Annotated in this window: 27 protein-coding genes and 4 tRNA genes; 5 read left to right on the plus strand and 26 right to left on the minus strand. The window is 68.9% G+C overall.

The features are described from left to right. Positions 1–16 precede the first annotated feature (16 nt). The 15 genes from rpoB to I4J89_RS18200 all read right to left on the minus strand — a co-directional run bounded on the left by rpoB (position 17) and on the right by I4J89_RS18200 (position 13,023). Positions 17–3,457 carry a DNA-directed RNA polymerase subunit beta gene (gene rpoB, locus I4J89_RS18130; protein WP_196415140.1) on the minus strand — a complete coding sequence of 1,147 codons (3,441 nt, stop codon included), beginning with the start codon at positions 3,455–3,457 and terminating at the stop codon, positions 17–19. A 573-nt stretch (positions 3,458–4,030) separates the two neighbouring features. Next, on the minus strand, positions 4,031–4,417 hold the full coding sequence (gene rplL, locus I4J89_RS18135; RefSeq protein WP_196415141.1) for a 50S ribosomal protein L7/L12: 387 nt from the start codon (positions 4,415–4,417) through the stop codon (positions 4,031–4,033). 54 nt (positions 4,418–4,471) lie between these two features. Then, on the minus strand, positions 4,472–5,017 hold the full coding sequence (gene rplJ / locus I4J89_RS18140) for a 50S ribosomal protein L10 (protein WP_196415142.1): 546 nt from the start codon (positions 5,015–5,017) through the stop codon (positions 4,472–4,474). 286 nt (positions 5,018–5,303) lie between these two features. Next, positions 5,304–6,002, minus strand: coding sequence for a hypothetical protein (locus tag I4J89_RS18145; protein WP_196415143.1), 699 nt, complete (start codon positions 6,000–6,002; stop codon positions 5,304–5,306). Next, a complete protein-coding gene (locus tag I4J89_RS18150; protein WP_196415144.1) occupies positions 5,999–6,745 on the minus strand; it encodes an ATP-binding cassette domain-containing protein in 747 nt (248 codons plus the stop codon). Before I4J89_RS18150 ends, I4J89_RS18145 begins: the two co-directional genes overlap by 4 nt. A 74-nt stretch (positions 6,746–6,819) precedes the next feature. Beyond that, the gene (gene rplA / locus I4J89_RS18155) at positions 6,820–7,539 is read right to left on the minus strand and encodes a 50S ribosomal protein L1 (protein ID WP_196415145.1); all 720 of its coding nucleotides are present in this window, start codon (positions 7,537–7,539) and stop codon (positions 6,820–6,822) included. Between the two features lie 77 nt (positions 7,540–7,616). After that, on the minus strand, positions 7,617–8,330 hold the full coding sequence (gene nusG, locus I4J89_RS18160; RefSeq protein ID WP_196415146.1) for a transcription termination/antitermination protein NusG: 714 nt from the start codon (positions 8,328–8,330) through the stop codon (positions 7,617–7,619). A 46-nt stretch (positions 8,331–8,376) separates the two neighbouring features. After that, positions 8,377–8,757 carry a preprotein translocase subunit SecE gene (gene secE, locus I4J89_RS18165; protein WP_196415147.1) on the minus strand — a complete coding sequence of 127 codons (381 nt, stop codon included), beginning with the start codon at positions 8,755–8,757 and terminating at the stop codon, positions 8,377–8,379. Between the two features lie 107 nt (positions 8,758–8,864). Next, positions 8,865–8,937: transfer RNA gene (locus I4J89_RS18170), tRNA-Trp, on the minus strand. A gap of 81 nt (positions 8,938–9,018) precedes the next feature. Next, positions 9,019–9,414, minus strand: coding sequence for a MaoC family dehydratase (locus I4J89_RS18175; protein ID WP_196415148.1), 396 nt, complete (start codon positions 9,412–9,414; stop codon positions 9,019–9,021). Then, complete coding sequence (locus tag I4J89_RS18180; RefSeq protein WP_196415149.1) at positions 9,414–9,863, minus strand: MaoC family dehydratase N-terminal domain-containing protein; 450 nt, start codon at positions 9,861–9,863, stop codon at positions 9,414–9,416. The genes I4J89_RS18175 and I4J89_RS18180 overlap by 1 nt, the downstream gene beginning before the upstream one ends. Positions 9,864–9,934: 71 nt before the next feature. Next, positions 9,935–10,102 carry a 50S ribosomal protein L33 gene (gene rpmG, locus I4J89_RS18185; protein ID WP_014440704.1) on the minus strand — a complete coding sequence of 56 codons (168 nt, stop codon included), beginning with the start codon at positions 10,100–10,102 and terminating at the stop codon, positions 9,935–9,937. A gap of 104 nt (positions 10,103–10,206) precedes the next feature. Further along, positions 10,207–10,279 (minus strand) — tRNA-Met (locus I4J89_RS18190). 50 nt (positions 10,280–10,329) lie between these two features. Continuing rightward, positions 10,330–10,402, minus strand: a tRNA-Thr gene (locus I4J89_RS18195). A gap of 92 nt (positions 10,403–10,494) precedes the next feature. Then, positions 10,495–13,023 carry a putative bifunctional diguanylate cyclase/phosphodiesterase gene (locus I4J89_RS18200; protein WP_196415150.1) on the minus strand — a complete coding sequence of 843 codons (2,529 nt, stop codon included), beginning with the start codon at positions 13,021–13,023 and terminating at the stop codon, positions 10,495–10,497. 462 nt (positions 13,024–13,485) lie between these two features. On the opposite strand from I4J89_RS18200, the gene I4J89_RS18205 reads away from it, so the two are divergent. Beyond that, positions 13,486–13,821 (plus strand): hypothetical protein, encoded by a 336-nt coding sequence (locus I4J89_RS18205; RefSeq protein WP_230859071.1) that lies wholly within the window; start codon positions 13,486–13,488, stop codon positions 13,819–13,821. On the opposite strand, the gene I4J89_RS18210 is transcribed toward I4J89_RS18205, so the two are convergent. From I4J89_RS18210 to I4J89_RS18220, 3 genes are read right to left on the minus strand one after another with little or no spacing between them, the layout of a single operon-like run. Further along, entirely contained in the window at positions 13,822–14,649 is an 828-nt protein-coding gene (locus tag I4J89_RS18210) for a sulfurtransferase (RefSeq protein WP_196415151.1), read from the minus strand. Next, on the minus strand, positions 14,646–14,933 hold the full coding sequence (locus I4J89_RS18215; RefSeq protein ID WP_196415152.1) for a hypothetical protein: 288 nt from the start codon (positions 14,931–14,933) through the stop codon (positions 14,646–14,648). The genes I4J89_RS18210 and I4J89_RS18215 overlap by 4 nt, the downstream gene beginning before the upstream one ends. A 46-nt stretch (positions 14,934–14,979) precedes the next feature. Continuing rightward, on the minus strand, positions 14,980–15,471 hold the full coding sequence (locus I4J89_RS18220) for a YajQ family cyclic di-GMP-binding protein (RefSeq protein ID WP_196415153.1): 492 nt from the start codon (positions 15,469–15,471) through the stop codon (positions 14,980–14,982). 147 nt (positions 15,472–15,618) lie between these two features. On the opposite strand from I4J89_RS18220, the gene I4J89_RS18225 reads away from it, so the two are divergent. Together I4J89_RS18225 and I4J89_RS18230 are read left to right on the plus strand one after the other, a co-directional pair. Beyond that, positions 15,619–15,702 (plus strand) — tRNA-Tyr (locus I4J89_RS18225). A 352-nt stretch (positions 15,703–16,054) separates the two neighbouring features. Continuing rightward, entirely contained in the window at positions 16,055–16,492 is a 438-nt protein-coding gene (locus I4J89_RS18230) for a hypothetical protein (RefSeq protein ID WP_196415154.1), read from the plus strand. 33 nt (positions 16,493–16,525) lie between these two features. On the opposite strand, the gene I4J89_RS18235 is transcribed toward I4J89_RS18230, so the two are convergent. Further along, positions 16,526–17,308, minus strand: coding sequence for a Clp protease N-terminal domain-containing protein (locus I4J89_RS18235; protein WP_196415155.1), 783 nt, complete (start codon positions 17,306–17,308; stop codon positions 16,526–16,528). A gap of 37 nt (positions 17,309–17,345) precedes the next feature. Here I4J89_RS18235 and I4J89_RS18240 point away from each other — a divergent pair, with 37 nt between their 5' ends. Together I4J89_RS18240 and I4J89_RS18245 are read left to right on the plus strand one after the other, a co-directional pair. Further along, positions 17,346–18,095, plus strand: coding sequence for an ankyrin repeat domain-containing protein (locus I4J89_RS18240; protein WP_309238361.1), 750 nt, complete (start codon positions 17,346–17,348; stop codon positions 18,093–18,095). 36 nt (positions 18,096–18,131) lie between these two features. After that, a complete protein-coding gene (locus I4J89_RS18245) occupies positions 18,132–19,016 on the plus strand; it encodes an aminoglycoside phosphotransferase family protein (protein ID WP_309238362.1) in 885 nt (294 codons plus the stop codon). 11 nt (positions 19,017–19,027) lie between these two features. Here I4J89_RS18245 and I4J89_RS18250 read toward each other — a convergent pair whose 3' ends face one another. The 7 genes from I4J89_RS18250 to I4J89_RS18280 all read right to left on the minus strand — a co-directional run. Next, complete coding sequence (locus I4J89_RS18250; RefSeq protein WP_196415157.1) at positions 19,028–19,375, minus strand: hypothetical protein; 348 nt, start codon at positions 19,373–19,375, stop codon at positions 19,028–19,030. Positions 19,376–19,462: 87 nt separating this feature from the next. After that, a complete protein-coding gene (locus tag I4J89_RS18255; protein WP_196415158.1) occupies positions 19,463–20,125 on the minus strand; it encodes an MOSC domain-containing protein in 663 nt (220 codons plus the stop codon). Then, entirely contained in the window at positions 20,125–20,964 is an 840-nt protein-coding gene (locus I4J89_RS18260; RefSeq protein WP_196415159.1) for a GNAT family N-acetyltransferase, read from the minus strand. The genes I4J89_RS18255 and I4J89_RS18260 overlap by 1 nt, the downstream gene beginning before the upstream one ends. A 39-nt stretch (positions 20,965–21,003) precedes the next feature. Beyond that, on the minus strand, positions 21,004–22,008 hold the full coding sequence (locus tag I4J89_RS18265; protein ID WP_196415160.1) for an LLM class flavin-dependent oxidoreductase: 1,005 nt from the start codon (positions 22,006–22,008) through the stop codon (positions 21,004–21,006). Between the two features lie 50 nt (positions 22,009–22,058). After that, on the minus strand, positions 22,059–23,309 hold the full coding sequence (locus I4J89_RS18270; protein WP_196415161.1) for an MFS transporter: 1,251 nt from the start codon (positions 23,307–23,309) through the stop codon (positions 22,059–22,061). Between the two features lie 118 nt (positions 23,310–23,427). Next, positions 23,428–24,303 (minus strand): zinc metalloprotease HtpX, encoded by an 876-nt coding sequence (gene htpX, locus I4J89_RS18275; protein ID WP_196415162.1) that lies wholly within the window; start codon positions 24,301–24,303, stop codon positions 23,428–23,430. 361 nt (positions 24,304–24,664) lie between these two features. Beyond that, positions 24,665–25,023: integrase core domain-containing protein (locus tag I4J89_RS18280; RefSeq protein WP_196415163.1), on the minus strand; the 359-nt coding region annotated here is incomplete at its 5' end.

The following is a 25,023-nucleotide window of genomic DNA, read 5'->3' on the forward strand; positions in this document are numbered from 1 at the left end:
CCGGGGACGCTCTCCGTCAGATCTCTTCGACGCTGCTGACGCCCTCGTTCGGGCGCCGCGACAGGTCGATGCCGAGTTCCTCCGCGGCCCGGAAGACCTCGTCGTCGGTCTCGCGCATCTCCAGGGCCACACCGTCGCTGGACAGCACCTCAACGTTGAGGCACAGCGACTGCAGCTCCTTGAGCAGCACCTTGAACGACTCCGGGATTCCCGGCTCCGGGATGTTCTCGCCCTTGACGATGGCCTCGTAGACCTTCACTCGGCCCAGGACGTCGTCGGACTTGATGGTGAGCAGCTCCTGCAGGGCATATGCCGCCCCGTAGGCCTGCATGGCCCAGCACTCCATCTCGCCGAACCGCTGGCCACCGAACTGCGCCTTACCACCCAGCGGCTGCTGCGTGATCATCGAGTACGGGCCGGTCGACCGAGCGTGGATCTTGTCGTCGACCAGGTGGTTCAGCTTGAGGATGTAGACGTAGCCGACCGAGATCGGGTCCGGCAGCGGCTCACCGGAACGACCGTCGAAGAGCTGCGCCTTGCCGTCGCCGTTGACCAGCCGCTTACCGTCGCGGTTGACCAGCGTCGACTCGAGCAGGCCCTTGATCTCGTCTTCCTGGGCACCGTCGAAGACCGGGGTCGCGACGTTGCTGTCGGCGGGCGACTCGTGGGCGTCGATCGCGCGGAGCTGGCGCTTCCAGTCCTCGTTCTCGCCGTCGACCGACCATCCGGTCTTGGCGATCCACCCGAGGTGGGTCTCCAGTACCTGGCCGATGTTCATACGCGACGGCACACCGAGCGGGTTGAGCACGATGTCGACCGGGGTGCCGTCCTCCAGGAACGGCATGTCCTCGACCGGCAGGATCTTGGAGATGACGCCCTTGTTGCCGTGCCGGCCGGCGAGCTTGTCGCCGTCCTGGATCTTCCGCTTCTGAGCCACGTAGACGCGGACCAGCTCGTTCACGCCCGGGGGCAGCTCGTCGCCGTCCTCGCGGGAGAACGTGCGGACACCGATGACGGTGCCGGTCTCGCCGTGCGGAACCTTCAGCGAGGTGTCCCGGACCTCCCGGGCCTTCTCACCGAAGATCGCGCGCAGCAGCCGCTCCTCCGGGGTCAGCTCGGTCTCGCCCTTGGGCGTGACCTTGCCGACCAGGATGTCGCCCGGTACGACCTCGGCGCCGATCCGGATGATGCCCCGCTCGTCCAGGTCGGCGAGCATTTCCTCGCTGACGTTGGGGATGTCGCGGGTGATCTCCTCCGGGCCCAGCTTGGTGTCGCGGGCGTCGACCTCGTGCTCCTCGATGTGGATCGAGGTGAGGACGTCCTGCTGGACGAGGCGCTGCGACAGGATGATCGCGTCCTCGTAGTTGTGACCCTCCCAGCACATGAACGCCACGAGCAGGTTGCGCCCGAGAGCCATCTCGCCCTCGTCGGTGCAGGGCCCGTCCGCGATGACCTGGCCGGCCTCGACCCGGTCACCCTCGAAGACGATCGGCTTCTGGTTGACGCAGGAGCCGGCGTTCGAGCGGCGGAACTTGTGCAGCAGGTAGGTACGCCGGTGGCCGTCGTCCTGGTGCACCGTCACGTAGTCGGCGCACAGGTCCTCGACCACACCGCCGACCTCGGCGACGACAACGTCACCGGCGTCGACCGCGGCGCGGTACTCCATGCCGGTGCCGACCAGCGGCGACTCGGCCTTGACCAGCGGAACGGCCTGACGCTGCATGTTCGCACCCATGAGGGCACGGTTGGCGTCGTCGTGCTCGAGGAACGGGATCATCGCGGTCGCGACCGAGGTCATCTGACGCGGCGAGACGTCCATGTAGTCGACCTCCGCGCCAGGCACGTAGTCGACCTCACCGCCCTTCCGGCGGACCAGGACGCGGTCCTCGGCGAACGTGTTGTCGCTCGAGAGCGCCGCGTTCGCCTGGGCCTTGATGAACCGGTCTTCCTCGTCAGCCGTGAGGTAGTGCACCTCGTCGGTGACGACACCGTTCTCCACCTTGCGGTACGGCGTCTCGATGAAGCCGAACGGGTTGACCCGCGCGAACGTGGAGAGCGCGCCGATCAGGCCGATGTTCGGGCCTTCCGGGGTCTCGATCGGGCACATCCGGCCGTAGTGGGACGGGTGCACGTCACGGACCTCGAAGCCGGCCCGCTCACGGCTCAGACCACCGGGGCCGAGCGCGCTCAGCCGCCGCCGGTGGGTCAGGCCCGCCAGCGGGTTGGTCTGGTCCATGAACTGCGACAGCTGCGACGTACCGAAGAACTCCTTGATCGCCGCCACCACCGGGCGGATGTTGATCAGGGTCTGCGGCGTGATCGCCTCGACGTCCTGGGTCGTCATGCGCTCGCGGACGACCCGCTCCATCCGGGACAGGCCCACGCGGACCTGGTTCTGGATGAGCTCGCCGACCGTACGCAGACGGCGGTTGCCGAAGTGGTCGATGTCGTCGGCCTCGTAGCCCTCCTCACCGGCGTGCAGCCGGCAGAGGTACTCCACGGTCTTGACGACGTCTTCCTCGGAAAGCGTGCCGCGAACGATCGGGACGTCGATCTCGAGCTTCTTGTTGAACTTGTACCGGCCGACCTTGGCGACGTCGTACCTCTTCGGGTTGAAGAAGAGGTTGTCGAGCAGGGTCTGCGCGTTCTCCCGGGTGGGGGGCTCGCCGGGGCGCAGCTTGCGGTAGATGTCTAGCAGGGCCTCGTCCTGCCCGGCGATGTGGTCCTTCTCAAGCGTCGTCATGAGCAGCTCGGACCAGCCGAACCGCTCGCGGATCTGGTCCGCCGACCAACCGATCGCCTTGAGCAGGACGGTGACGGCCTGCCGGCGCTTGCGGTCGATGCGGACACCGACCGTGTCGCGCTTGTCGATGTCGAACTCCAGCCAGGCACCCCGGCTGGGGATGACCTTGACGCTGGTGAGGTCGCGGTCGGAGGTCTTGTCCGGCTCCTTGGTGAAGTACACGCCCGGCGAGCGGACGAGCTGACTCACCACGACCCGCTCGGTGCCGTTGATGACGAACGTCCCCTTGGGGGTCATCATCGGGAAGTCACCCATGAACACGGTCTGGCTCTTGATCTCGCCAGTCGTGTTGTTGGTGAACTCCGCGGTCACGAACAGCGGGGCACAGTAGGTCAGATCCTTCTCCTTGCACTCCTCGATCGAGGCCTTGACCTCGTCGAATCGGGGAGCCGAGAAGGACAGCGACATGGTGCCGGAGAAGTCCTCAATGGGACTGATCTCTTCGAGGATCTCTGCGAGGCCCGAGTGGGCGTGCGGGTCGTCCGTCGTCCGGGCCTGCCAAGCCTCATTGCCAACCAGCCAGTCGAAGGAGTCCGTCTGGAGGGCGAGGAGGTTGGGGACCTCTAGCTGCTCGGTGATCCGGCCGAAAGAGACCCGGCGGGGTGCGTAAGCGCTCGACGTACGGCTGGTCTTCGCAGGGCGGGAAGCTGCCAAGATGCGTCCTTCCGAGGACCGGTGCTGCTATGCGGCTGAGTTGCTGATGCAACTGGTCTGCGTGCACTCCAATGAGCCCCCGGGAAGTTATCCACATGGATATCCCGACAGGCATCAAGACAGAAGGCAGCGCAAACTAGCAGTGTAGCCGCTCGGCTAACCGCTGTCCAGCCCACACCCTGAGATGGCTCGCGGAACGTGTCCCCGCCGCTGTTGACCTGCGCATCTGTGGTCAACGCCGATGGCGGGGCCGCTCGGAAACGCGGCAACTCTCTCGGGTGCCGGTCGCAGGGATCGGCGTTAGACCGATTACCCACGGCGCGGCTGTCGCAAGCGCGGAAACTTGCTGATGTCAGCGTGCCTGTCAGCGGACACTCAGTCAAGGGCTGTGCCGCGGGTCGGACTGAGACGGTCATCCGCCCGGCGCACCAAAGGGACCTTAGCGCATGAAAAGCAAGCTTTGGCAGGCTTTGCCGACCCGCTCACGGGCGGTCGGATGACCTGCGGGAACACCGATGGCGGCGATCCGTATCGGATCGCCGCCATCGACGAGAAACGCTGTAGAGCGTTAGATCACTTGAGGGTGACCTTGGCGCCTTCGCCCTCGAGCTTGGCCTTGGCGGCCTCGGCCTTCTCCTTGTTGACACCCTCGAGGATCGCCTTGGGGGCGGCCTCGACGGCGTCCTTGGCCTCCTTGAGGCCCAGGCCGGTCAGCTCACGCACGACCTTGATGACCTGGATCTTCTTGCCGCCGTCGCCCTCGAGAACGACGTCGAACGAGTCCTTCTCGGCCTCGGCCTCGGGGGCACCGCCACCGGCAACCGGGCCGGTCGCGATCGCAACCGGAGCCGCGGCGGTGACCTCGAAGGTCTCCTCGAACTGCTTCACGAACTCAGAGAGCTCGATCAGCGTCATCTCCTTGAACGCGTCGAGCAGCTCGTCGGTGCTGAGCTTCGCCATGTCTGGCAACCTTTCGTAGCTTTTGAACTAGAACGTGCGTGGTTCCGCGGCCGATCAGGCCTCGGCGGAACCTTCCTTTTCGCGCTTCTCCTGCAGGGCCGCCCCGAGGCGAGCCACCTGCGCGAGCGGGGCCTGGAACAGACCGGCCGCCTTGGTCAGGTTGCCCTTCATGGCGCCGGCCAGCTTGGCCAGCAGCACCTCACGGGACTCGAGGTCAGCGAGCTTGTTGACCTCGTCCGCCGTGAGAGCCTTGCCCTCGAAGACACCGCCCTTGATGACGAGAACGGGGTGGGCCTTGGCGAAGGCACGAAGGCCCTTGGCCGCCTCGACCACATCGCCCCGCACGAAGGCGAGCGCGGTAGGACCGGTGAACAGCGCGTCGAGACCCTCGATGCCCGCGTCGGTCGCCGCACGCTTCGCGAGCGTGTTCTTCGCGACCGCGTACTTCGCCTCGCTGCCCAGCGAGCGACGGAGCTCGGTGAGCTCCTTCACGGTGAGGCCGCGGTATTCGGTCAACACGGTGGCCGTCGAGGCACGGAAGTGATCCGTGAGCTCGGCAACGGCCGAAGCCTTGTCGGCCCGGACCGGCTTGTCCGCCATGTCCCTCCTCTCTCAGTGCTCAGCCACTGGTCGAGAGGGTCCGCACAAAGCAAAACGCCCCGGCGCAGGGCACGGGGCGAACTCAGGCACACGCGGACGCGGCCCAGAATCACGAACCGTTCTCCCTGCGCAGGTCGCCCGCTCACTACGGGACCTTCGGCCGCGACGTCCGTCTTACGACGGTCGTTGCGGCGACCAGCGGTCTATGGGTGGAACTTCGAGAAGCAACAGTACGCGTACGCGCCAGCGAAAACCAAATCGGCGTGGGCGTCCTCTCTCCCGCCGGTCACGACCGGCGGCGGCGGAACCCCGCGTAGACGCCCAGGGCGGCACCGCACCAGAGGACTGTCCACCCTCCGAGCAGCAACAACGTACCTGCCGTCGGGGGCGTGCGGGCGCTCAGCTCCCGGGCGGTGGCCATCACCGGCGGCACCAGCCAGGGCGCGAAGGATCCACGCAGGCCCAGCACGATCGCCAGCACCGAGCCGGTCACCAGGACCGCCACACCCGGGAGCACCCGCCGGGTGACCGCCCGGCCGGCCAACGCGCCCAGGGAGACCGCACCGAGCAGGGCGAGCATGTGGGCCAGGACGCCGAGCAGGATGCCGGTGCCGAGGGCAGTCTCGCCGGAGCCGGGAAGAGGCCCACGGATGCCGCCGAAGGGCACCGGGGCCAGCATGGCGAGCACGCAGACGACAGCGCCGAGCGCCAGGGCGGCGAGCAGGCCGGCGGTGGACTCGCGTACCGGGCCGACGGTCAGGCGGGCCAGGTGGCGCTGGACGTCCGGTTCGGTGTCCAGGACCAGCTTGGTGAGCCAGGCCAGGACCGGGAAGAGCATCACGGCCGAGTACCCGTACGCGGAGGCGGCCGGGGACGAACCGCCGCCGTAGAGGACGGAGAGGACCACCAGTGCGGTGATCAGGGGTGCCAGGGCCCGGCCGCTGCGCAGGAAGCCGGCGAGACGCATGCGGGTCAGGGCTGTCATCGGGCCTCCTCGGGGGCGGCGTTCTCGCGTACCCCAAGAACACGGTGACCGGAGGCACGCAGCCGGACCACCGCTTCGGCGGCCTCGTGCCGCCGGACCGCGACCTCCACGATCACGTCGTCCGCCGCAACGGGCCCGTCCTGCTGCTCCGGGTGCACCTCACCGGTCCGGACGGTCCAGTGGACGGCGCCGGGAAGACCGGCGATCTCACCGCGGTGGTCGCTGACCAGGACGGCTCCCCCGGCCTCGGTGACCTCGGCCACGATCTGCGGTACCAGCACGCGGGAAGCGGCGTCGAGACCCTCCCAGGGCTCGTCGAGGACGAGCAGGCCGGGTGGGGTGAGCAGGGCCTGAGCCAGACCGACCTTCTGCGCCGTGCCCTTGGAGAGATCACCGAGTGGGGTGTGCAGGTGCCCGGTGAGACCGAGCCGATCGATCCAGTGGTCGGCGGCGGTCTCCGGGAGGCGGCGAAGAGCGGACATCGCCCGCAGGTATCCCAGCGTGGTGAACGGCTGCGCGGCCGGGAAGCGCTCCGGAACCCAGCCGACCACGGGCGGGCGGTCGCGGACCGCACCGCGGGTGGGACGCAGCACGCCGGCGGCCACCTGCAACAGCGTGGACTTGCCGGCGCCGTTGGGGCCGAGCACCACGACCGTCTGGCCGGGCTCGACGGCCGCGGTCACCGCCCGCAGGGTCCAGCCGGCGCGACGGGCGTACCGGAACCAGATCGCATCGAAACGCACTGCGGAAGCCTGCCACAAAGAAGGCCCCCGGGGCTGTCCCCGGGGGCCTCTCTACGTTGACGCGAACCGGACCGTCAGGCGTCGGAGCCCTCGGAGCGCAGGTTCTTCTGTGCGTTCGGGTCGACCGGCACGCCCGGGCCCATCGTGGTGGCGATGGTGACCTTCTTCAGGTACTTGCCCTTGGCGGCGGACGGCTTGGCCCGCAGGATCTCGTCGAGCACGGCGGCGTAGTTGTCCACCAGCTGCTCCGGCGAGAAGGACGCCTTGCCGATGATCACGTGCAGGTTCGAGTGCTTGTCCACCCGGAAGGTGATCTTGCCGCCCTTGATCTCGTTGACGGCCTTGGTCACGTCCATGGTGACGGTGCCGGTCTTCGGGTTCGGCATGAGGCCACGCGGGCCGAGGATCCGGGCGATCCGGCCGATCTTGGCCATCTGGTCCGGCGTCGCGATCGCGGCGTCGAAGTCCAGCCAGCCACCCTGGATCCGGGCGACGAGCTCGTCGGTGCCGACCTCGTCGGCGCCGGCCGCGACGGCCTCCTCGGCCTTCGCACCCTGGGCGAAAACGATCACGCGGGCGGTCTTACCGGTGCCGTGCGGCAGGTTGACGGTGCCGCGGACCATCTGGTCGGCCTTACGCGGGTCGACACCGAGGCGCATCGCGACCTCGACGGTGGCGTCGAACTTGACCGGGTTGGTCTCCTTGGCGAGCTTGACCGCCTCGGCCGGCTCGTAGAGCTTCGACGCGTCGATCTGCTCGGCCGCCTTGCGGTAGCCCTTGCTGCGCTGTGCCATTTCTCAATTACTCCTGTGGTAGTTGGCGGGGCCGCCGAATACGGCCCCTCCCACGTGAATCGCCGGCTGTCCGGCGATCAGATCTTGGTGACCTGGTTGAAGTTCAGCTCGACCGGAGTCTCCCGGCCGAAGATCGAGACCAGGACCTTGAGCTTCTGCTGGTCGGCGTTGATCTCGCTGATCGAGGCCGGCAGCGAGGCGAACGCGCCGTCGGTGACCGTGACCGAGTCGCCGACCTCGAAGTCGAGGACCTTGACCTCGGGCTTCGTCTTCTTCTCCTCGGCCTGCACGGCCGGGGCCAGCCACTTCAGCACCTCGTCAAGCGAGAGCGGGGCCGGCCGGTCGACCCGGTCGGTGGCGCCCACGAAGCCGGTCACACCCGGGGTGTTACGCACACACGAGTACGACTCCGGGGTCAGATCCATCCGGACCAGGATGTAACCGGGGAAGACCTTGGCCTGCACCTGGTTGCGCTTGCCGTTCTTGACCTCGACCTCTTCGCGGGTCGGGACCTCGACCTGGAAGATGAAGTCCTCCATGTCGAGGCTCGTGATCCGGGTCTCGAGGTTGGTCTTGACCTTGTTCTCGTACCCCGCGTAGGAGTGCACCACGTACCAGTCGCCGGGTGCGTACCGCAGCTTCTGACGCAGCTCCTTGACGGGGTCGTAGTCCTCGTCAGCCTCGGGCGCCTGGGCCACGGCCGGAACGTCGGCCGCCTCCACCGACTCGTCGATGTCCGGCGACGACTGCTCGTCAGCAGACTGCGCGGTCTCGTCGTCGTACTCAGGCACGCTCGCTCACTTCCAGATAAGTCTCTTCAGTTCGACGGGTGCGGGACTAGCTGCCGAGCGCCCAGAGAATGCCCTTACCGAAGGCATAGTCCAGAGACACCACGAGGGCCGTCACCACGACGACGAACACGATCACGACGCTGGTGTAGGTCAGCAGCTCACGGCGCGTCGGCCAGATGACCTTACGGAGCTCGCTGACGACCTCGCGGAAGAAGCCGCCGATCCGGCCGAAGACCCCAGTACCCCGGCCGGACTTCTTGGCCTTCGGGCTCTCGTCCTTCGTACGCTCGGCGACAGCGGTCCCGCCGCCACGGCTCACGAGCGCGTCGTCGGCCTCGTCATCAGGCACGTCACCGCCGGCGGCGGCGTCGGCGAGTACCTCGTCGTCGCCCGGGACGTCGTCACCGGGCCGGTCCTTCTCGGCCACTTCGCCCTACTTCCGTCGTCGGTGGTGTTGAGGTTCCCGTCAGCGCTCGACCGGACGCGGAGTTTGTGCGAACCGCGCACCGGGCGGGCACGTCGAGGAGGATTGCGCAGGGGTGACAGGACTTGAACCTGCAGCCTGCGGTTTTGGAGACCGCTGCTCTGCCAATTGAGCTACACCCCTTCGCGGGACCTGCGCCTATTACGACTCAGAACCCCACGGCGCACCAGTGTACGGGTACGCCCGGCGTTCCCCCAACCCGGGCTACCGCTTCCTGACAAGCGCCTGCGCCAAGGACAGTACCTTGTCGCCGTTGCACGTCGCAGTCAGGCTCAGCCGAGTGTGTCCGTCCTCGGTGACGTCCTTCACCGTCGCGGTGACGACGACCTCGGTGCCCTCGTCGGTGTCCGGCACCGGAACCGGGCGGCTGAACCGCACGCTGAACTCGACGACCGCGTCCGGGGCGCCGGCCCACGCCGTGACGGCCCGGCCCACCAGCGCCATGGTGAACATGCCGTGGGCGATGACACCCGGCAGTCCGACACTCTTGGCGATCCGGTCGCTCCAGTGGATCGGGTTGAAGTCTCCCGAGGCGCCCGCGTAACGGACCAGGTCGGCCCGGGTCACCCGGAAGGTCTGCGGCTCCAGAACGTCACCCATTACGCCTCCTCGCCGCGCTGGACCAGCTTCGACCACACGGTGACGACCGGCTCGCCGGCCTCGGTCGTCACGTCCGTGCGGGTGGTGAGGAAGTCGTGGCCGCCCCGGCTGGTGATGTCATCCACGGTGTTCACACAGACCAGGGCGTCGCCGGCGACGACCGGTCGGGCGTACGCGAACTTCTGGTCGCCGTGCACGACGCGGCTGTAGTCCAGGCCGAGCGCGGGGTCGTTGACGATCTGCCGGCTGGCCGCCATGGTGATCGCCACCGGAAAGGTGGGCGGGGCCACCACATCGGTGTAACCGAGGGCTCGGGCAGCTTCTGGGTCGTGGTACTCGGCGTCGGTGGCGCCGATCGCCCGGGCGAACTCACGGATCTTTTCGCGGCCGACGAGGTAGGGCTCGGTGGGCGGCCAGCTGCGGCCCACGAAAGACTGGTCCAGAGGCATGCCCACAAACTACTCTGCGCCGCCCGGATCGAAATCCGGGCGGCGCAGGAAAGATCTTTAGTTGCGTACGCTCAGCGCGTCTCGCGGTGCAGGGTGTGCTTCCCGTCGCGCGGGCAGAACTTCTTCAGCTCAATCCGGTCCGGGTCGTTACGCCGGTTCTTCTTGGTGATGTAGTTCCGGTCCTTGCACTCCGTGCACGCCAGGGTGATCTTCGGACGGACGTCGGTCGCCTTGGCCACGGCGGGGTGCCTTCCTGCTAACGAGTTCTAACTGACGACGAACCAGCGTAGACGCTCGACCCGTCAATCTGCAAAGTGGTGCCCCGGGTGGGGTCCACGGAAAGTAGCGGTGGCCGGACTTGAACCGGCGACACAGCGATTATGAGCCGCTTGCTCTGCCATCTGAGCTACACCGCCGAGCCAGGCTCAAGTCCAGCGCCAGGCAGGGGCGGGAACGAACCCGGTAGAGCCCCCTTACGGAATCGAACCGTAGACCTTCTCCTTACCATGGAGACGCTCTGCCGACTGAGCTAAGGGGGCGCGCTTGCGATCTCTCGCTCGCTGCACGGGTAAGACTACACGGCCGGGTCGTGGGCGTGAAATCAGTACCCCCCTTGCCGTTGAACCGCAGGTCAGATCACTGCGCGGAGCCTGCGGACCTCACCTGTGGGAGTGGACTCAGGCTCCGTTTGAGCGCTCAGCCAAGCCTCCAAACGCTCGTACGGAAGCGGGCGGCTGAACAGGTAACCCTGGCCGATCTCACAACCCATCTCCTCGAGCAGCTCCAGCGTGAGCTCGCTCTCCACGCCTTCGGCGACCACGGTGAGGCCGAACTCACGGGACAGGCCGATCACCGCCCGGACGATCGCGAGATCTCCCGAGTCGGTCGCCATCCCCTGCACGAAGCTGTCATCGATCTTCACCTCGTGCACCGGCCACTGCCGAAGGTACGCCAGCGACGACGCTCCGGTGCCGAAGTCGTCCACACTGAGCCGGACACCGAGGTCGCGGAGGCGGTAGAGGGTGGGCAGCACGCGCTCGATGTCGTTGAGCATGCCCGGCTCGGAGATCTCGAAGGTGAGCTGGCCGGGCCCCACCCGATGCTCGGTCAGCAGTTCCTCGACCAGGTCCGGAAAGCGGGAGTCGAGAAGCGTCCGGGCGGAGAGGTTGACCGCGACGGAGAGCGGCCGGTCGGCGTCCGCCCACTCCCGGCAGCGGCGCAGGCCGGCGGTGAGCACCACCTCGGTGAGGCGGGCCAGCTGGCCGGTGTGCTCGGCGACCGCCACGAAATCCTCCGGCGCGACCTCGCCGTGCGCCGGGTGCACCCAGCGGGCCAGGCACTCGACGCCCAGCACGTGCCGGTCGGCCAGCGTCACCTTGGGCTGGAAGTAGACCTCCAGCTGTCCGTTGTCGAGGGCCCGGCGCAGGTCCGCGGCGATACCGAGACGGCGTACCGCCCGGGACTCGAGGGCCGGGTGGAACGGCTGCACCCCGTACGGCAGGACCTTGGCGGCGTTGGCGGCGAGCTCGGCGCGCTGCAGCAGCGTCTCGGGGTCGCTGCCGTGGTCCGGGTAGACGGAGACGCCGACCGCGGTGTCCACGTCCAGGGTGAGCGAGCCGACCGCCATCGGACCGCGCAGCCGCTCGCGCATCCGGGTGGCGATGTCGACGGTCGCCTCGATGTTCTGGGCCCGCAGGGTGACCACGAACTCGTCGCCGCCGATCCGGCCGACCAGGGCGCCCGGATCGGCGATCCCGCCCAGCCGCTGGGCCACCTCGACGAGCAGTTTGTCGCCGGCGGCGTGGCCCATCGACTCGTTGACGTTCCGCTGACCGTCCACGTCGAAGAACATGATGGCGACGACGTCTTCCTCGGCTTCGACCGCGATCGACTCGGCGAGGGCGTCGATCATCCGGCGGCGGTTGGGCAGGCCGGTGAGCCGGTCATGGTAGGCGTCGTAGCGGAGCCGGTCGACGAGCCTCGAGTTCTCGACGGCGACCGCGGCGTGCGCCGCGATGGTCTCCAGGACCTGCACGTCGGCCTCGCGGAACGTGCGGTTGTCGCCGACCCGGTTCACCACCTCGAGCGTGCCGATGGTCGCCTTGCCGGATCGCAGCGGGATCACGATGACGTCCTTGACCCTCGCCGGCTTCAGCTCGGCGCGGAGAGCCTCGGTGCCGGGGAACAGAGCACCGACCCCGAGAGCGGCCTTTCGCTCGATCGCCATCTCACGCACGGCGTCGGGGATGGGCGAGACGTCAAGCAAGCCGCGGTGCTCGACCTGTGCGGTCAGCAGGACCTCGGGGTGGCGTCCCTGCGGCGCCAGCCACAGCGTGGCGAACTCCGACTGCATCAGCTCCCGGACCCGGCCCAGCAGCACGTCGGGCAGCCCGCTCTCGGCACTCTGTTCCCGCATCGCCTGGGTCAACTCGTAGACGTCCGCCAGGGTGCGGTGCCGGCGAAAGAACTCCGCGTACGACCGCACCACCAGGACCAGGGCGCCGACCAGGATCAGCAGGAGCAAGACGGACCAGCGGGTGGCTTCGAGAGCGACCAGGACCACCAGCCCGATAACCGTGTTGATGCCGGTGATGGTGATGGCGGACAGACCGCGCACCGCCGCTTCCCGCCCGGAGGAGACACCCTGCACGAGGCTCATCACACCGGCGAAGCTGAGCAACTCGACCATCGCGCTCACCCCGACGGCGGCGGCCAGCACGGCCCAGGCGGCCGGGTTCACGTCGTCCAGCGGACGGAACGGGACCATCACCAACAGAGCCGCGCAAATTCCCGCGGCCGACTTGGAGAGGTTGAACCATTGTTTGGTGGGCGAGCTGGTGTACCGGATCTGGTTGAACAGTATGGCGCCGCAAACCACCAGAATGGCCGCCACTGGCGGCAGATAGAACAGGACCAGCACCAGCGGGACGTCGGTCATCGCGACGTTCAGCGCACTGCGCCGGACAGCGAAGGTGAAGCTCGTGCGGTAGGCGAGAAGATAGACCGCGAAAAGAAGCAGAGCCGGCGCCCACTCCTCATACCACCGGGGATCCGCGAGCCAGAATCCCACTGTGCTGAAGAGCGCGAAGAGCGCCAGCGGATAGGTGATCAGCCAAGCCCGCTGCACGGTGTTACGCCGCACCGGCGCAGGCTTGGCCATCGCGTACCTTTCCAGTCGATACGACCCCGCTCGGTGCGATCGGCGCGGAACGGAGGGCTCAGGTCCAGTCGTGCGTCAGCTTCTTGACGGTCACGGCGTGGGCCTCACGTGGAGCCTCCGCGGCGCTTGCGCCCGTGGCCCCGACACCCAAAGCCACGGCGACCACGAGAACCAAGCCCGCGAGACGACTGAGCTTTCTCGCAAACATGTTGAGCTCCCTTGACGGAAAGTCGGTTCGACGACGGTCTCATGATGGTGCCACACCCGTTGTGCGACAGGGAGTGTTCATCGGCGGGTCGTGGCGGCGGTCCGGCAAATCCTGGCCGAACGGTTGAGTCGTGGACCGGCCTCAGCGCTGAAGAATTGACAGCTTTATGGGCGATTTAAGCAGAGAAGTGAGACTAGTTCGCAGCTCATCGTCAGGCTATCTTGACGTCAAGACGGCCTGACGGAAGGCGGGCGATGGTGACGACGCCGGACGAGCTGGAGCGGCTTCACACACTCAAGAGCGCTACCGAGCGTTACGACGAACTCCGCATGCGGGACGCCCTGGCGGCCGTCCGGCCCAGCCCTGAAGAACCGGCCCTGACCAGGGACGAGACGCTGGAGATGCTGGCGCTCAGCGAGGTGCTGATGCGCAAGGCGGGATACGGCCGGCAGGCCACGGTGCGAGCGGCCCGAGCCGCCGGCGCCTCCTGGACCCAGATCGGGGCCGCGCTGGGCACCAGCAAGCAGGCCGCCTGGGAAGCACACCAGCGCTGGGCCGACGATCAAGGATGGCCGGAGACCCCGGACTGATCAGTCACCGACGGCGGCCGGGCGGTCGGTGTGGCTGTACTGCGACCACGAGCCGGGGAAGAGCCGGCCGGTGCCGAGGCCGGCGTGCTCCAGCGCGATCAGGTTGTGGCAGGCGGTCACACCGGAACCGCAATAGGAGATGACGTCGGTCGTACCGTCGGCGCCGACCGCGGCGAACCGCTCGCGCAACCGCTCGACCGGGAGGAACCGGCCGTCGGCATCCACGTTCTCCCGGCAGGGCAGGTTGCGGGCGCCCGGAATGTGGCCCGGCCGTGGATCGACCGGCTCGGCGTCACCCCGGAAACGGGAGTGGTCACGGGCGTCCAGCACCACACCGGGACCGTTCGCCGCCTCGTCCAGCGACGCCAGACGGTCGGCCGGCCAGTTCCGGGCGGTGAAGGTGGCCGGTGGGCGTACCGGCGCCTCGGTGGTCAACTCGCCGGAGAAGGCTTGCAGGCCGCCGTCGAGCAGCGCGGCGTCGTGCCCGATGACCCGGAGCAGCCAGACCAGCCTTGCGGCGACTACTCCGCCCGCGTCGTCGTACGCGATGACCGGATCTTGATCTCCGATGCCGGCCTCGGCCATCGCCTCGGCGAACGTCTCCGGATCCGGAAGCGGATGCCGGCCCTCGGCCGGCGATGCCGGCCGGGCCAGTGCGGTGTCCAGGTCGATGAAGACCGCGCCGGGCAGATGCCCCTTCTGGTACGCCGCCCGGCCCGACCGGCCGTCCAGGTACCACCGGACGTCGGCCAGCACGACCGCGTCACCCTGGGCGCGCACCCACTGCTCGTCCACCACCGGGTCGATCACCGAGACCTCCTGTCTCATTCATCGTCGCGCCTGCGCCCCCGTGGCCGGAACCGCGACACGGCGACTCCGACGAGCACCAGAGCGAACAGAGCGGTGCCCGGCGCGGTCCGCGAGCCGGCCAACCGGGCGCCCATTACGAAGATCAGCAAGGCCAGCCCGAAGAGCAGGTGGTAGCACCCGGCCTCGCGGACGGTCCGGAACGACCGGCCGATGATCGCGGGCGCTCGGTCGGTGATCAACATCCGGGCGCCGAACGCCCCCAGCCCAAGCCCCAGCAGGCCGCCCAGTACCGCGGTACCCATCGCCCCAGTCTGCGACGCGCGCTGCCGGGGCGAGAGGCAATCCGGATCAGCGGTAGTTGGTGAACTGCAGGGCGACGCCGAAGTCCTCCTGCTTCAGCAGGGCGATCACAGCCTGCAGGTCGTCCCGCTTCTTGCCGGTGACGCGCAGCTGGTCACCCTGGATCTGCGCCTGCACGCCCTTCGGGCCCTCGTCGCGGATCTTCTTGCTGATCGCCTTGGCCTTGTCGGTCTCGATGCCCTCGACGACCTTCAGGTCGATCTTGTAGGTCTTGCCGGACTGGCGCGGCTCCCCCGCGTCCAGAGCCTTCAGCGAGATGTTCCGCTTCACCAGCTTCTCCTTGAAGACGTCGAGCGCGGCGGTGGCTCGCTCCTCGGTCTCCGAGGTGATGGTGAACGCCTCTCCCGACTTGGCGAGAGCGGTGCCCGTACCCCGGAAGTCGAACCGGGTGCTCAGCTCCTTCTCCGCCTGGTGGAAAGCGTTGTCGACCTCCTGCCGGTCGACCTTGCTGACGATGTCGAACGACGGGTTGGCTGCCATGATCAGACTCCTGCGGCTGGGCTCGAATCGATGTGAACGGCGGGGCGGTGGAGCCCCGCGACATGCCGACCGTACCCGGTTGTGGAGTCGGTCCGCGGTACGGCTATTCTGATGTCCGCTGCCGCGGGAGACCGTGGTGGTTGCCCAGGCGGGTTGCCCGAGCGGCCAATGGGAGCGGACTGTAAATCCGTCGCGAAAGCTACAGAGGTTCGAATCCTCTACCCGCCACCACTGGGACAGACAGGCCCCTCACCAGCCGGAACGGCAGGGAGGGGCCTTCTTCGTTTGATCTAGCGGAGTCCGGGTCTTGACGAGCAGTTGTGGACAGGTCAAATCTTCGTGACCCATTCCCGACACGGACCCGTCCGCTGCCGGCGCGTCCACTGGGAAGCCGGCCGCCACGGACCAACCCATAGAGATGGGTACGGACACCAGCGGGCATGCTCCTCCGCTCGGCGCAGGATCGGACGACCACCGCGGTGCAGCAGGCCCCGAAGAGCACCGAACAACAGTTCGGGGCAAGCCACGAAGCGGCTCGGCGACCGCCCTGGACCGGCGCACGTTCCCATGATCAGCTTTCTGCATGGAGCTCACCAAGCAATTCAGCGACGATCAATACGCCGTTGCGCTGGAGTCATGGTCATGGCTGGACCTGCATGGCAAGACGCCCCGCTTCGCCTCACTGTTCGGGAACATCTTCCTGGAGGACGAACATGGCGGATGGTGGTTCCTTGACACGTTCGGCGGGGAGCTCGTATCAGGATGGGCAAGTCGCGCCGAACTGATCGCCGCGCTGGAGACAGAAGAGGGTCAAGATCAGTACCTATTGGGTGTGCTGGCCATGGCAGCGTTCCATCGGCGGGGCCTGAGCTTGGGCGACGACGAGGTATACGCCTACGCACCGCCGCCCATCGTCACCGGCAGTTTCGACGTCGAGGCAATCCAGGTATTCCGATTCTCCGTCGTCGTCAACACGGCAGGGCAGCTCCACCGACAGCTTCGCAGCTCGTCCGCTGGCTGAACACCAGCGCGCGAGCCTTCGAGGACAACCGGCTCACGAGCAGCCGGCCGGAGGCCGCCGGCAGGCCGAGCGCGACCGGCCCGCGCCGCGCTTACGCGGCGCCCTATGCGGAAAGCAGTACGACGACCGGCGACACGCATCGGCGGTCCCCTGCCGCGTCGATGAGTTGTGCTCACGTCGGCATCGCTTGGGCGGTCTGTTCGCAAGCTGGCCTCGTGGCGAGGCTGTCGGCGGCGAGGATGACGCACGGGTGGCAGATGGCGACGCCAGGTCGGTGACGAGCATGTCCGGCTCGGTTGCCCGGCCGCAGAAGGAACAGGTGCGGCTGGCCAGCCGGCGTTTCCACCAGCGGGCTGGGCGTACGGGAATGGGGCTGATGTAGCAATGCAGTTCCCGTTCGAGGGCCGCTATGTCGACGTGTAGTTCGTTGAGAGCGCGGCTTCCGGGGTCCAACGCCAGGACGGCTAGTAGGTGTTCCGTGCGGATCTCGGGTGGGAGGGTGCCCGCGGCGTTCTGCGCGGCGGTGTCGATGGCGCAGGTCGCTTCGGTGGACATCGGTGGGACGTCGTCGCCGGGTGCCTCGCTGTACGGGCCGAACAGGCGGTGCGACGCGGCCCGGATCTGCTCGGCGTGGACGCTCAGGCGTTCGAGGATGGCTGCGGCTACGCCCTCGGTGAGCAGGCCGGCCAGCAATTGCTGGGTGCCGATGGCGGCGGCCGCGGCCAACAGGCCGCCGGGGTTGGCGGTGCCGGCGAAGTGGTGGACCTCGGTGACGAGGTCGGCGAAGCGGTCCGGCAGGTCAGGGCCATGCGACAAGAACGCCGATGCGGGACTGCGGGGCTAGGGTTTGCGAGTGACTCCCGACGTGCTCGTGCTCGACACCGAGGACCCGCTGGCGGTCACCGCGGTCGAGGCCATTCGTGCCGGCGACGTCGCGGCGTTGCGGCGTCTGCTCGATGAGCAGCCGGGTCTGGCCACGGCTCGGCTCGTGGAGCACGACGGTGGGATGTCGCGGACCCTGCTGCATGTGGTGACGGACTGGCCCGGTCACTATCCGAACGGAGCCGCCACGGTGGCCGCGCTGGTCCAGGCTGGTGCGGAGGTCGACGCCCGGTTTACCGGGCCGCACAGCGAGACGCCACTGCACTGGGCGGCCAGCAGTAACGACGTCGCAGTGCTCGACGCGCTGCTGGACGCCGGCGCCCAGATCGATGCGCTGGGTGCGGTCATCGGCGGTGGCACGCCGCTGGACGATGCGACGGCGTTCGCGCAATGGGAGACCGCTCGCCGCCTGGTCGAACGTGGAGCGCGTACCACCCTGTGGCACGCCGCGACCCTGGGAATTCTCGACCGCCTGGAGGCCTATTTCACCGGCCCGAGTCGGCCGGCTCCGGCCGAGGTCAGCGGGGCGTTCTGGGGAGCGTGCCACGGCGGCCGACAGCGGGCCGCACAGTTCTTGCTCGACCACGGCGCTGGTCTCAACTGGGTCCCGGACTGGGAGAACCTGACGCCGTTGGACGCCGCCACCCGCAGCGAGGCCACCGACGTCGTCGAGTGGTTGCGCGCGTGCGGCGCGAAGACCGCGGTCGAGCTGGGACGGTAACGCCACCTACCGGCGGCGCGGGGCATCATGGGCGACGTGACGGGCTTCGTCCTGCCGGAGAACCTGGTCGACAGCGTGCGCGCGGACCGGTCACCGCAACGTGACGCCTGGCTGGCGACTCTGCCCCGTCTGGTTGACGAGTTCGCAGACCGATGGTCGCTGGCGATCGGACCGCCTTTTCAGCCGGGCGGCCAGTGCGCCTGGGTCGCCCCGGCCAGCGACGGCGCAGGCCGGGAACTGGTGCTCAAGGTGGCGTGGCGGCACGATGAGGCCCTCCACGAAGCCGAAGGGCTGCGCGCCTGGGACGGCGACGGAACGGTACGGCTGTACGACCACGCCACCGACGACACCACCTCTGTGCTGCTGTTGGAACGCTGCCGCCCCGGCACTGCGCTCGGGGAGGTGCTACCCGAGGTTCAGCAGGACCCGATCGTCGCCGGCGTGCTGAGACGACTGTGGCGAGCGCAGGGTGATCCCGCACAGTTCCGGCCGCTGCAGGTCATGTGTGACGCCTGGGCCACCGAATTTCAGGAGCGGCTGGCCGACACACCGGGACGACTCGACCCCGGCCTTGCCCGCGCCGGGATCCGGCTTCTACGCACGCTGCCGGCCACCGCCGACCGGCGCGTGCTGTTGTGCACCGATCTGCACGCCGGGAACATCCTTGCCGCCGACCGCGAGCCCTGGCTTGCCATCGACCCCAAGCCCTACCTCGGCGATCCCACCTATGACGCGGTGCAACACCTGCTCAACTGCCAACAGCGCCTGATGGCCGACCCGGCCGGCCTAGCCAGCAGGATGGCCGACCTGCTCGAACTCGACGCCGGCCGGCTCACACAGTGGCTGTTCGCTCGTTGCGTACAGGAATCGCTCGACCATCCCGTCCTCCGTGAGGTCGCCGCTCGGCTCGCCCCGGCCTGACAACCAAGCGGTCACGGTGTCGTTCCGGCCGAGACCGCGCTCGCGCGCTGGGCCAGGGAAGCCAGTACGCCGGCGTATGCCGCCGGGACCTCGATATCGAGAACCACCGCCTCGCCGCCGGCCACCCGCTCCGCAGTGGTGGTGAAGGTGAAGAACGAGCAGCACCCGACTTCCCGTACGGTCAGGTCCCGCACCCGGGCCTCCAAGCCGGCCGGGCCGGTCAGGTGCAGGCGGGCGTGTGTCGCGTCGACCTGTTCGACCCCGCGGACGGCGGTGGCCAACAGGTCGTCGAATTCGGCCAGCCGGAGCGGTCGCTCCGCCGTGGGCAGCGTGCAGGCGTCCGGAACCATGAAGGACATGCCAAGCCTCCTCGAACTTCGACGCCGTCGGCGCCGTCCGTTCGACGGTAAGCCCGTACCCGGGTACCGAATGCAATACCTGATGGCCTAGCGGGCCAGGCGCTTCTCGATTTCGGCGCGCATGTCGTGCGGCAGTTCGTCGGCGTCGAGGAGGCGGGCAAGGCGGGCCGGGTCGTGCATGTAGATGCCGAAGGCCTCGGCGATGGTCAGGCCATGGGCGGGGCGGTCGGTGACCTCGATGCGGTCGCCGGCGCGGACCTCGCCGGGAGTCAGGATGCGCAGGTAGGCGCCGGTCCGGTTGGTCTCGGCGAAGCGTTTGATCCAGCGGCGCTCGCCCATCCGGTGCTGGAAGGTGGCGCACGGGATGCGGCCGAACGTGGGCTGGAGTACCAGACCGGAGCCGATGTGCCAGCGTTCGCCGATCACCGCGCCGTTCACCTCCACGCCCTCGGTGGTCAGGTTCTCGCCGAACAAGCCGGGTGCGAGATCACGGCCCAGCTCGGCGGCCCACCACTTGTAGTCCTCGGTGGCGTACGCGTACACCGCCTGATCGTCGCCGCCGTGATGCTTGGTGTCGCCGATGTAGTCGCCGACCAGGCCGCTGTGCAGGCCGGTGGTCTTCGGGCCGGGCGGGCGTACGGCGACCGGATGGTCGACCGGGCGCTTGCCGATCCCGGTCTTGCCCACCGGCTTGGCCGGGTTGTACTCGGACGCCCCGACGTTGAGGGACAGGACGATTCCGCTGCTCATCACGGGAAATGCACCACCGCTCGGTCTTCGATCGGCCGGTAGCCCAGCCGCTGGTAGAGGGCATTGCTGGTCGGGTTGGCCAGGTCGGTGAAGAGCACGACCTCGGTGGCTCCGTCGTCGAGGGCGGCCTGTGTGGCGGCCGTGGTCGCCGCGCCGCCGAAGCCGCGGCGGCGGTGCTCGGCCGGGGTGTAGACGTACTGGACGCGGGCCATCCCGGCCTGCGTCCGGGTCCGGACCGCCATCGCCGTCGGCGTTCCGTTCTCCGCCCAGAGGGTGACCCCGCCGAACGACAGGCGGTCGTCGACGAACTGCTCGACGCTCGGCAGCTCCTCGCCGATCTCGTCGTGGAAGGCGCGGAACCAGTCGATCAGCAGCGGGCGGTCGGCGACCGTCCCGCGCCGCGCGGCGCCGGGCGGCATGGGCTCCGGCGGGATCAGACGGTCCAGCCGGTAGAGGCGGCTCCGCATGCCCGGGACCGGAGTGGCGCCGGTCAGCTCGCACCAGCCGGACACGAACGCGTCGACGTCATCGGCAAGCAGGTTCACCCCGGTCAGCGGGCGGCCGGCGAGCGCCTTGACCGCGGCGGGAACGGCGCCGTTCGGCACCGCGCTGAACATAATCGGGTACGGCGGGGTGCCGGACAGCACTCCCCCGACCTCGCCGGTGGAGGTGCTCCACCAGCCGAAGATCGGATCGCTCACCCCGTACGCATGCGGTCCGTGCTGGCGCAACCCATCGAGGACCGTGAGAAACGTGGTGTGCCGGACCGGTTCCGATCGCAGGTAATCACCCGCGACCTCGGCGAACCGCTCCACGTCGGTGGTCAATTGCCAGCCCATCGCCCCATCCTCGCGATCGACGACAGTGGCCGCATTCGATTAAAGGCCCCAGGCCTTGGCGATCCGGGCCAGGCTCTCCTGGCGGGTCGCCGGGTCGTAGACCGCGCCGGCCAGGATCAGCTCGTCGGCGCCGGTCCGTTCCACCAGGGCGTCGAGGCCGGCGACCACCTCATCGGCGGTTCCGGCGTACTGGGTGCCGGGCAGTGACTGGAGCATCGCCCGATCCAGATCGGACAGGTCGGCGCGGGCAGCGCTCTCCGGCGAGACCATCGGGCCGAGCCGGCCGGTACGCAGGCTCAACGCCATGACCCGGCTGGGACCGGCCAGGAACTGCGCCTCCTCGGTCGTCTCCGCGGCGATCGCCGACGCGCTGACCATGACATGCGGGCGGGAGTAGCGCGGGGAGGGCCGGAAGCCGTCCCGGTAGAGGCGGAGGGCGCCGTCCACGTCCGAGCTCATCGCGAAGTGGTACGCGTAGCAGAACGGCAGCCCGAGAGCGGCCGCGACCTGCGCCCCGTACGTCGAGGAGCCGAGCATCCACACCTCGGGGAACGTCTCCGGCGCCGGAGTGGCTCGCAGACGTGTGGTCTGCTCCTTCCCGAGCAGGCCGAGCAGGGTCTGCAGGTGCTCCGGGAACTGCTCGACGGTCAGGTACGGCGAGACGCCCCGCAGCGCGGCGGCGGTCGCCTGGTCGGTGCCCGGGGCCCGGCCGATGCCGAGGTCGATCCGGTCCGGGTAGAGCGCCTCCAGCAGCGCGAACTGCTCGGCGACCACGAACGGCATGTGGTTCGGCAGCATCACGCCGCCGGAACCGACCCGGATGCGGTGGGTGTTCGCGGCGACGGCACCGATCAGGACCGGTGGCGCGGTCGAGGCGACGGCCGGCATGTTGTGATGCTCGGCGACCCAGAACCGGGCGTACCCGAGCTCGTCGGCGGTCTTGGCGATCTCGATCGTGCCGCGCAGCGCGTCGGGGCTGCCGTATCCCTCACGGACCGTGGCGAGGTCGAGAACGGAGAGCGGGACGCGGTTCGGAGCGGTCATATCCGGTACAAGCCACCTTCACTGAGGTCGGATCCCGATTGTGGCGACAGTCACACCAGTTCGGCTGCGAGGGTGGCTCGCCGGTCGGCGCGGGCCATCGAGCCCTCCGGGAACGCGGCGATCGCGGCCGCGATCATGAGCACGCCCGCCGCGAAGGCGAACGCCCACGGCACCCCGCCCGGCTGGTCGACGATCAGGCCGGCCACCGCACCACCGGCGGCGCTGCCCGACACCGAGACGGTGACCATCCAGGTGTACGCCTCGTTCAGCATGGCGGCCGGGGCGATCCGGCCGACCAGGCTGTTCTCCACGGTCAGCGCGGGCGCGATGGTGGCGCCACCGAGGATCAGGGCCATCCCCAGATAGAGCGGGCTCGGCATGAACGCCGGCACCAGGAAGCTCACCGACACCGCGGCCAGCAGCCAGGCGAACTGGCGGGACAGGGCCATGGCCGGGCGCCGGGTGCCGAACCAGATGCCGCCGACGGCGCTGCCCAGCCCCCAGACACCGAGCAGGACACCACCGAGGGCGTCGCCGCCGCCGTGCTGTGACGCGTACGCCGGGACGATCACGCCGGCCGCGCCGAACGCGACGCCGAGGGCGGTGACACAGAGCAGCAGAGTCGGGAAGCCGCCCACCCGCAGCGGGCCGAGCCCCCGGGCCGTGTGCTCGTCGGGGTGCGCCCCGCGATGCCGCATCACCGGCAGCCGGGCCACCCAGGCGGTACCGACCAGGGTCGCCACCGCGGCGCTGACCAGGGCCGAGCCCGGCTCACCGGTGGCCACCATGAACGCCGCGACGAGCAGCGGCCCGAGCACGAAGACCAGCTCGAACAGGGAGGTTTCGGCGGCCATCGCGGCCTGGCGCAGGCCGTGCCGGCCGCTGGCCGCCGCGGTCATGTCGGTCCAGGCTCGGCGGATCGCCGCGGTCAGCGGAGGGTACGTGGCGCCGGCCACCGCCGAGGCCGCGAAGATCCACTCGATGGCGCCGGCTCCGCCGCGGCTGGCCAGCAGCAGAGCGCCGAGCGCCAGCGGGTGCAGCACGGCCGTCGCGAGCAGGATGGGCGCCGCCCCGATCCGGTCCGCGAGCCGGCCGGCGATCGGGCTCACGGCCGCACCGGCGAGCGCGTAGACGCCACCGGCGAGACCGGCGGCCGCGTATCGCCCGGTGGCCTGTTCGACCAGCAGGAGCAGGGCGAGCGGGGTCATGCCGATGCCGAGGCGGGCCAGGACGCCGACCACGAGGAGGATCCGCCCGCCCGGCATCTGCCACACGCCAAGGTACTGACGCAATGCGGTCAAGGGGGAACCTCCGGCGCGCGATCGGTAACGAGTGAAACAGCTTCCGATGCTAACGCCGGAGGTTCCGGTAACAGTTCCGATGTCATGCGGCTCACGGCTCACCGCTAGCCGCGTGACGTCAGTTCAGGCGCTGCGCGGTCAGCGAGGCCTGCTCGTGCAGGCGGCGGATCCGCTCAGCCATCGGCGGGTGCGTCGAGAAGAGCGCGGAGAGGCCGCCGCCGCGGAACGGGTTGGCGATCATCAGGTGCGCCGTGCTGGTCAGCTGTCCGCCGGCCGGCAGGGGCGCGCGCTGCGTACCGTAATGGATCTTTTCCAGGGCGCTGGCCAGCGCGAGCGGATCGCGGGTGAGCGTGGCGCCGGAGGCGTCCGCCTGGAACTCCCGGTTCCGGCTGATCGCCAGCTGGATGATCGAGGCGGCGAGCGGGCCGAGGATCAGCATCAGCAGGGCACCGGCCGGGTTCGGGCTGTCCTCGTCGTCCGAACCACCGAACGGCAGGAAGATCGCCAGCTGGGCGAGGAGCGTGACCATGCCGGCCAGGCCGGCCGCGACGCTGGAGATCAGGATGTCGCGGTTGTAGACGTGGGACAGCTCGTGGCCGATGACACCGCGCAGCTCACGCAGGTTGAGGATGCGGGTGATGCCGACGGTCACCGCGACCGCGGCGTGCTGCGGGTTGCGCCCGGTCGCGAACGCGTTCGGCTGCATCGACGGGGAGACGTAGAGGCGGGGCATCGGCTGGCCGGCGTCGACCGCCAGCTCGCGGACGATCTGGTACAGCTCGGGGAACTCCGCCTCGCTGACCGGTCGGGCGCGCATCGCCCGCAGGGCGATCTTGTCGGAGTAGAAGTAACTGACGGCGTTCGTCGCCAGCGCGATGATCACGGCGAGGATCAGGCCGCCGCTGCCGCCCAGCCAGTAGCCCACGGCCAGGATCAGGCTCGTGAGCAGACCCAGCAGAGCGGCTGTCTTGAGGCCATTGTGATGGCTGTGCAACGTTCACTCCTTCGGCTTGCGGGCTTGTGACCCGCACCCAAAGGAACATCGATCACCTGCGTGTTCATCCGGGAACTCGCTGTGAGTTCACTGGAGGCGACGTTCGAAGAAAACCCTTTGAGGTACGCGCCGCGGCCGTCCCGCCGAAGCCGGCCCGTCCCCGCTCTCCCAGCGCGAGCCAGGCTTTCCCTCGCGGCCCCAGCGCGGCCGCCGGGAAACACCGCGGCCGCTTCCGGGACGCCGTCGGCCGCGTTCGCGGATGGTGCCGGCCGGGCCGCCGAAGGGTCGAGCCGCCCGCGGCCCGCGCAACGAGGTGGGCGCTGTTGCGGGCAATTCCGCCGCGGCCCGCCGCTGTTTCTAGCTAGATGTGATGTCCAGCCAGGTTGTTCAACCGGGTGATGGGTGCCAGCTTGCCGATCGCGGTGTGGGGCCGGTGGTGGTTGTAGTCGTGCAGGAAGCCGGGTAGGGCAGCGCGGCGGGTTTTTTCGCTGGTGTAGTGCTTGGCGAAGGCCCAGCCGTCGGCCAGGGTGCGGTGGAAGCGTTCGATCTTGCCGTTGGTCTGCGGCCGGTAAGGGCGGGTCTTCTTTACCGTTATGCCGAGCTCGGCGCAGGTCGTGGCCCAGAGCCGGGATTTGTAGGCGGAGCCGTTGTCGGACAGCACACGGCGGGTGGTGACGCCGCGTTCGGTGAACCAGGCGACCGCGCGGCGGAGCACGCTGG

This window comes from Actinoplanes aureus, assembly GCF_015704865.1.
In the GTDB taxonomy this organism is placed as follows: Bacteria; Actinomycetota; Actinomycetes; order Mycobacteriales; family Micromonosporaceae; genus Actinoplanes; species Actinoplanes aureus.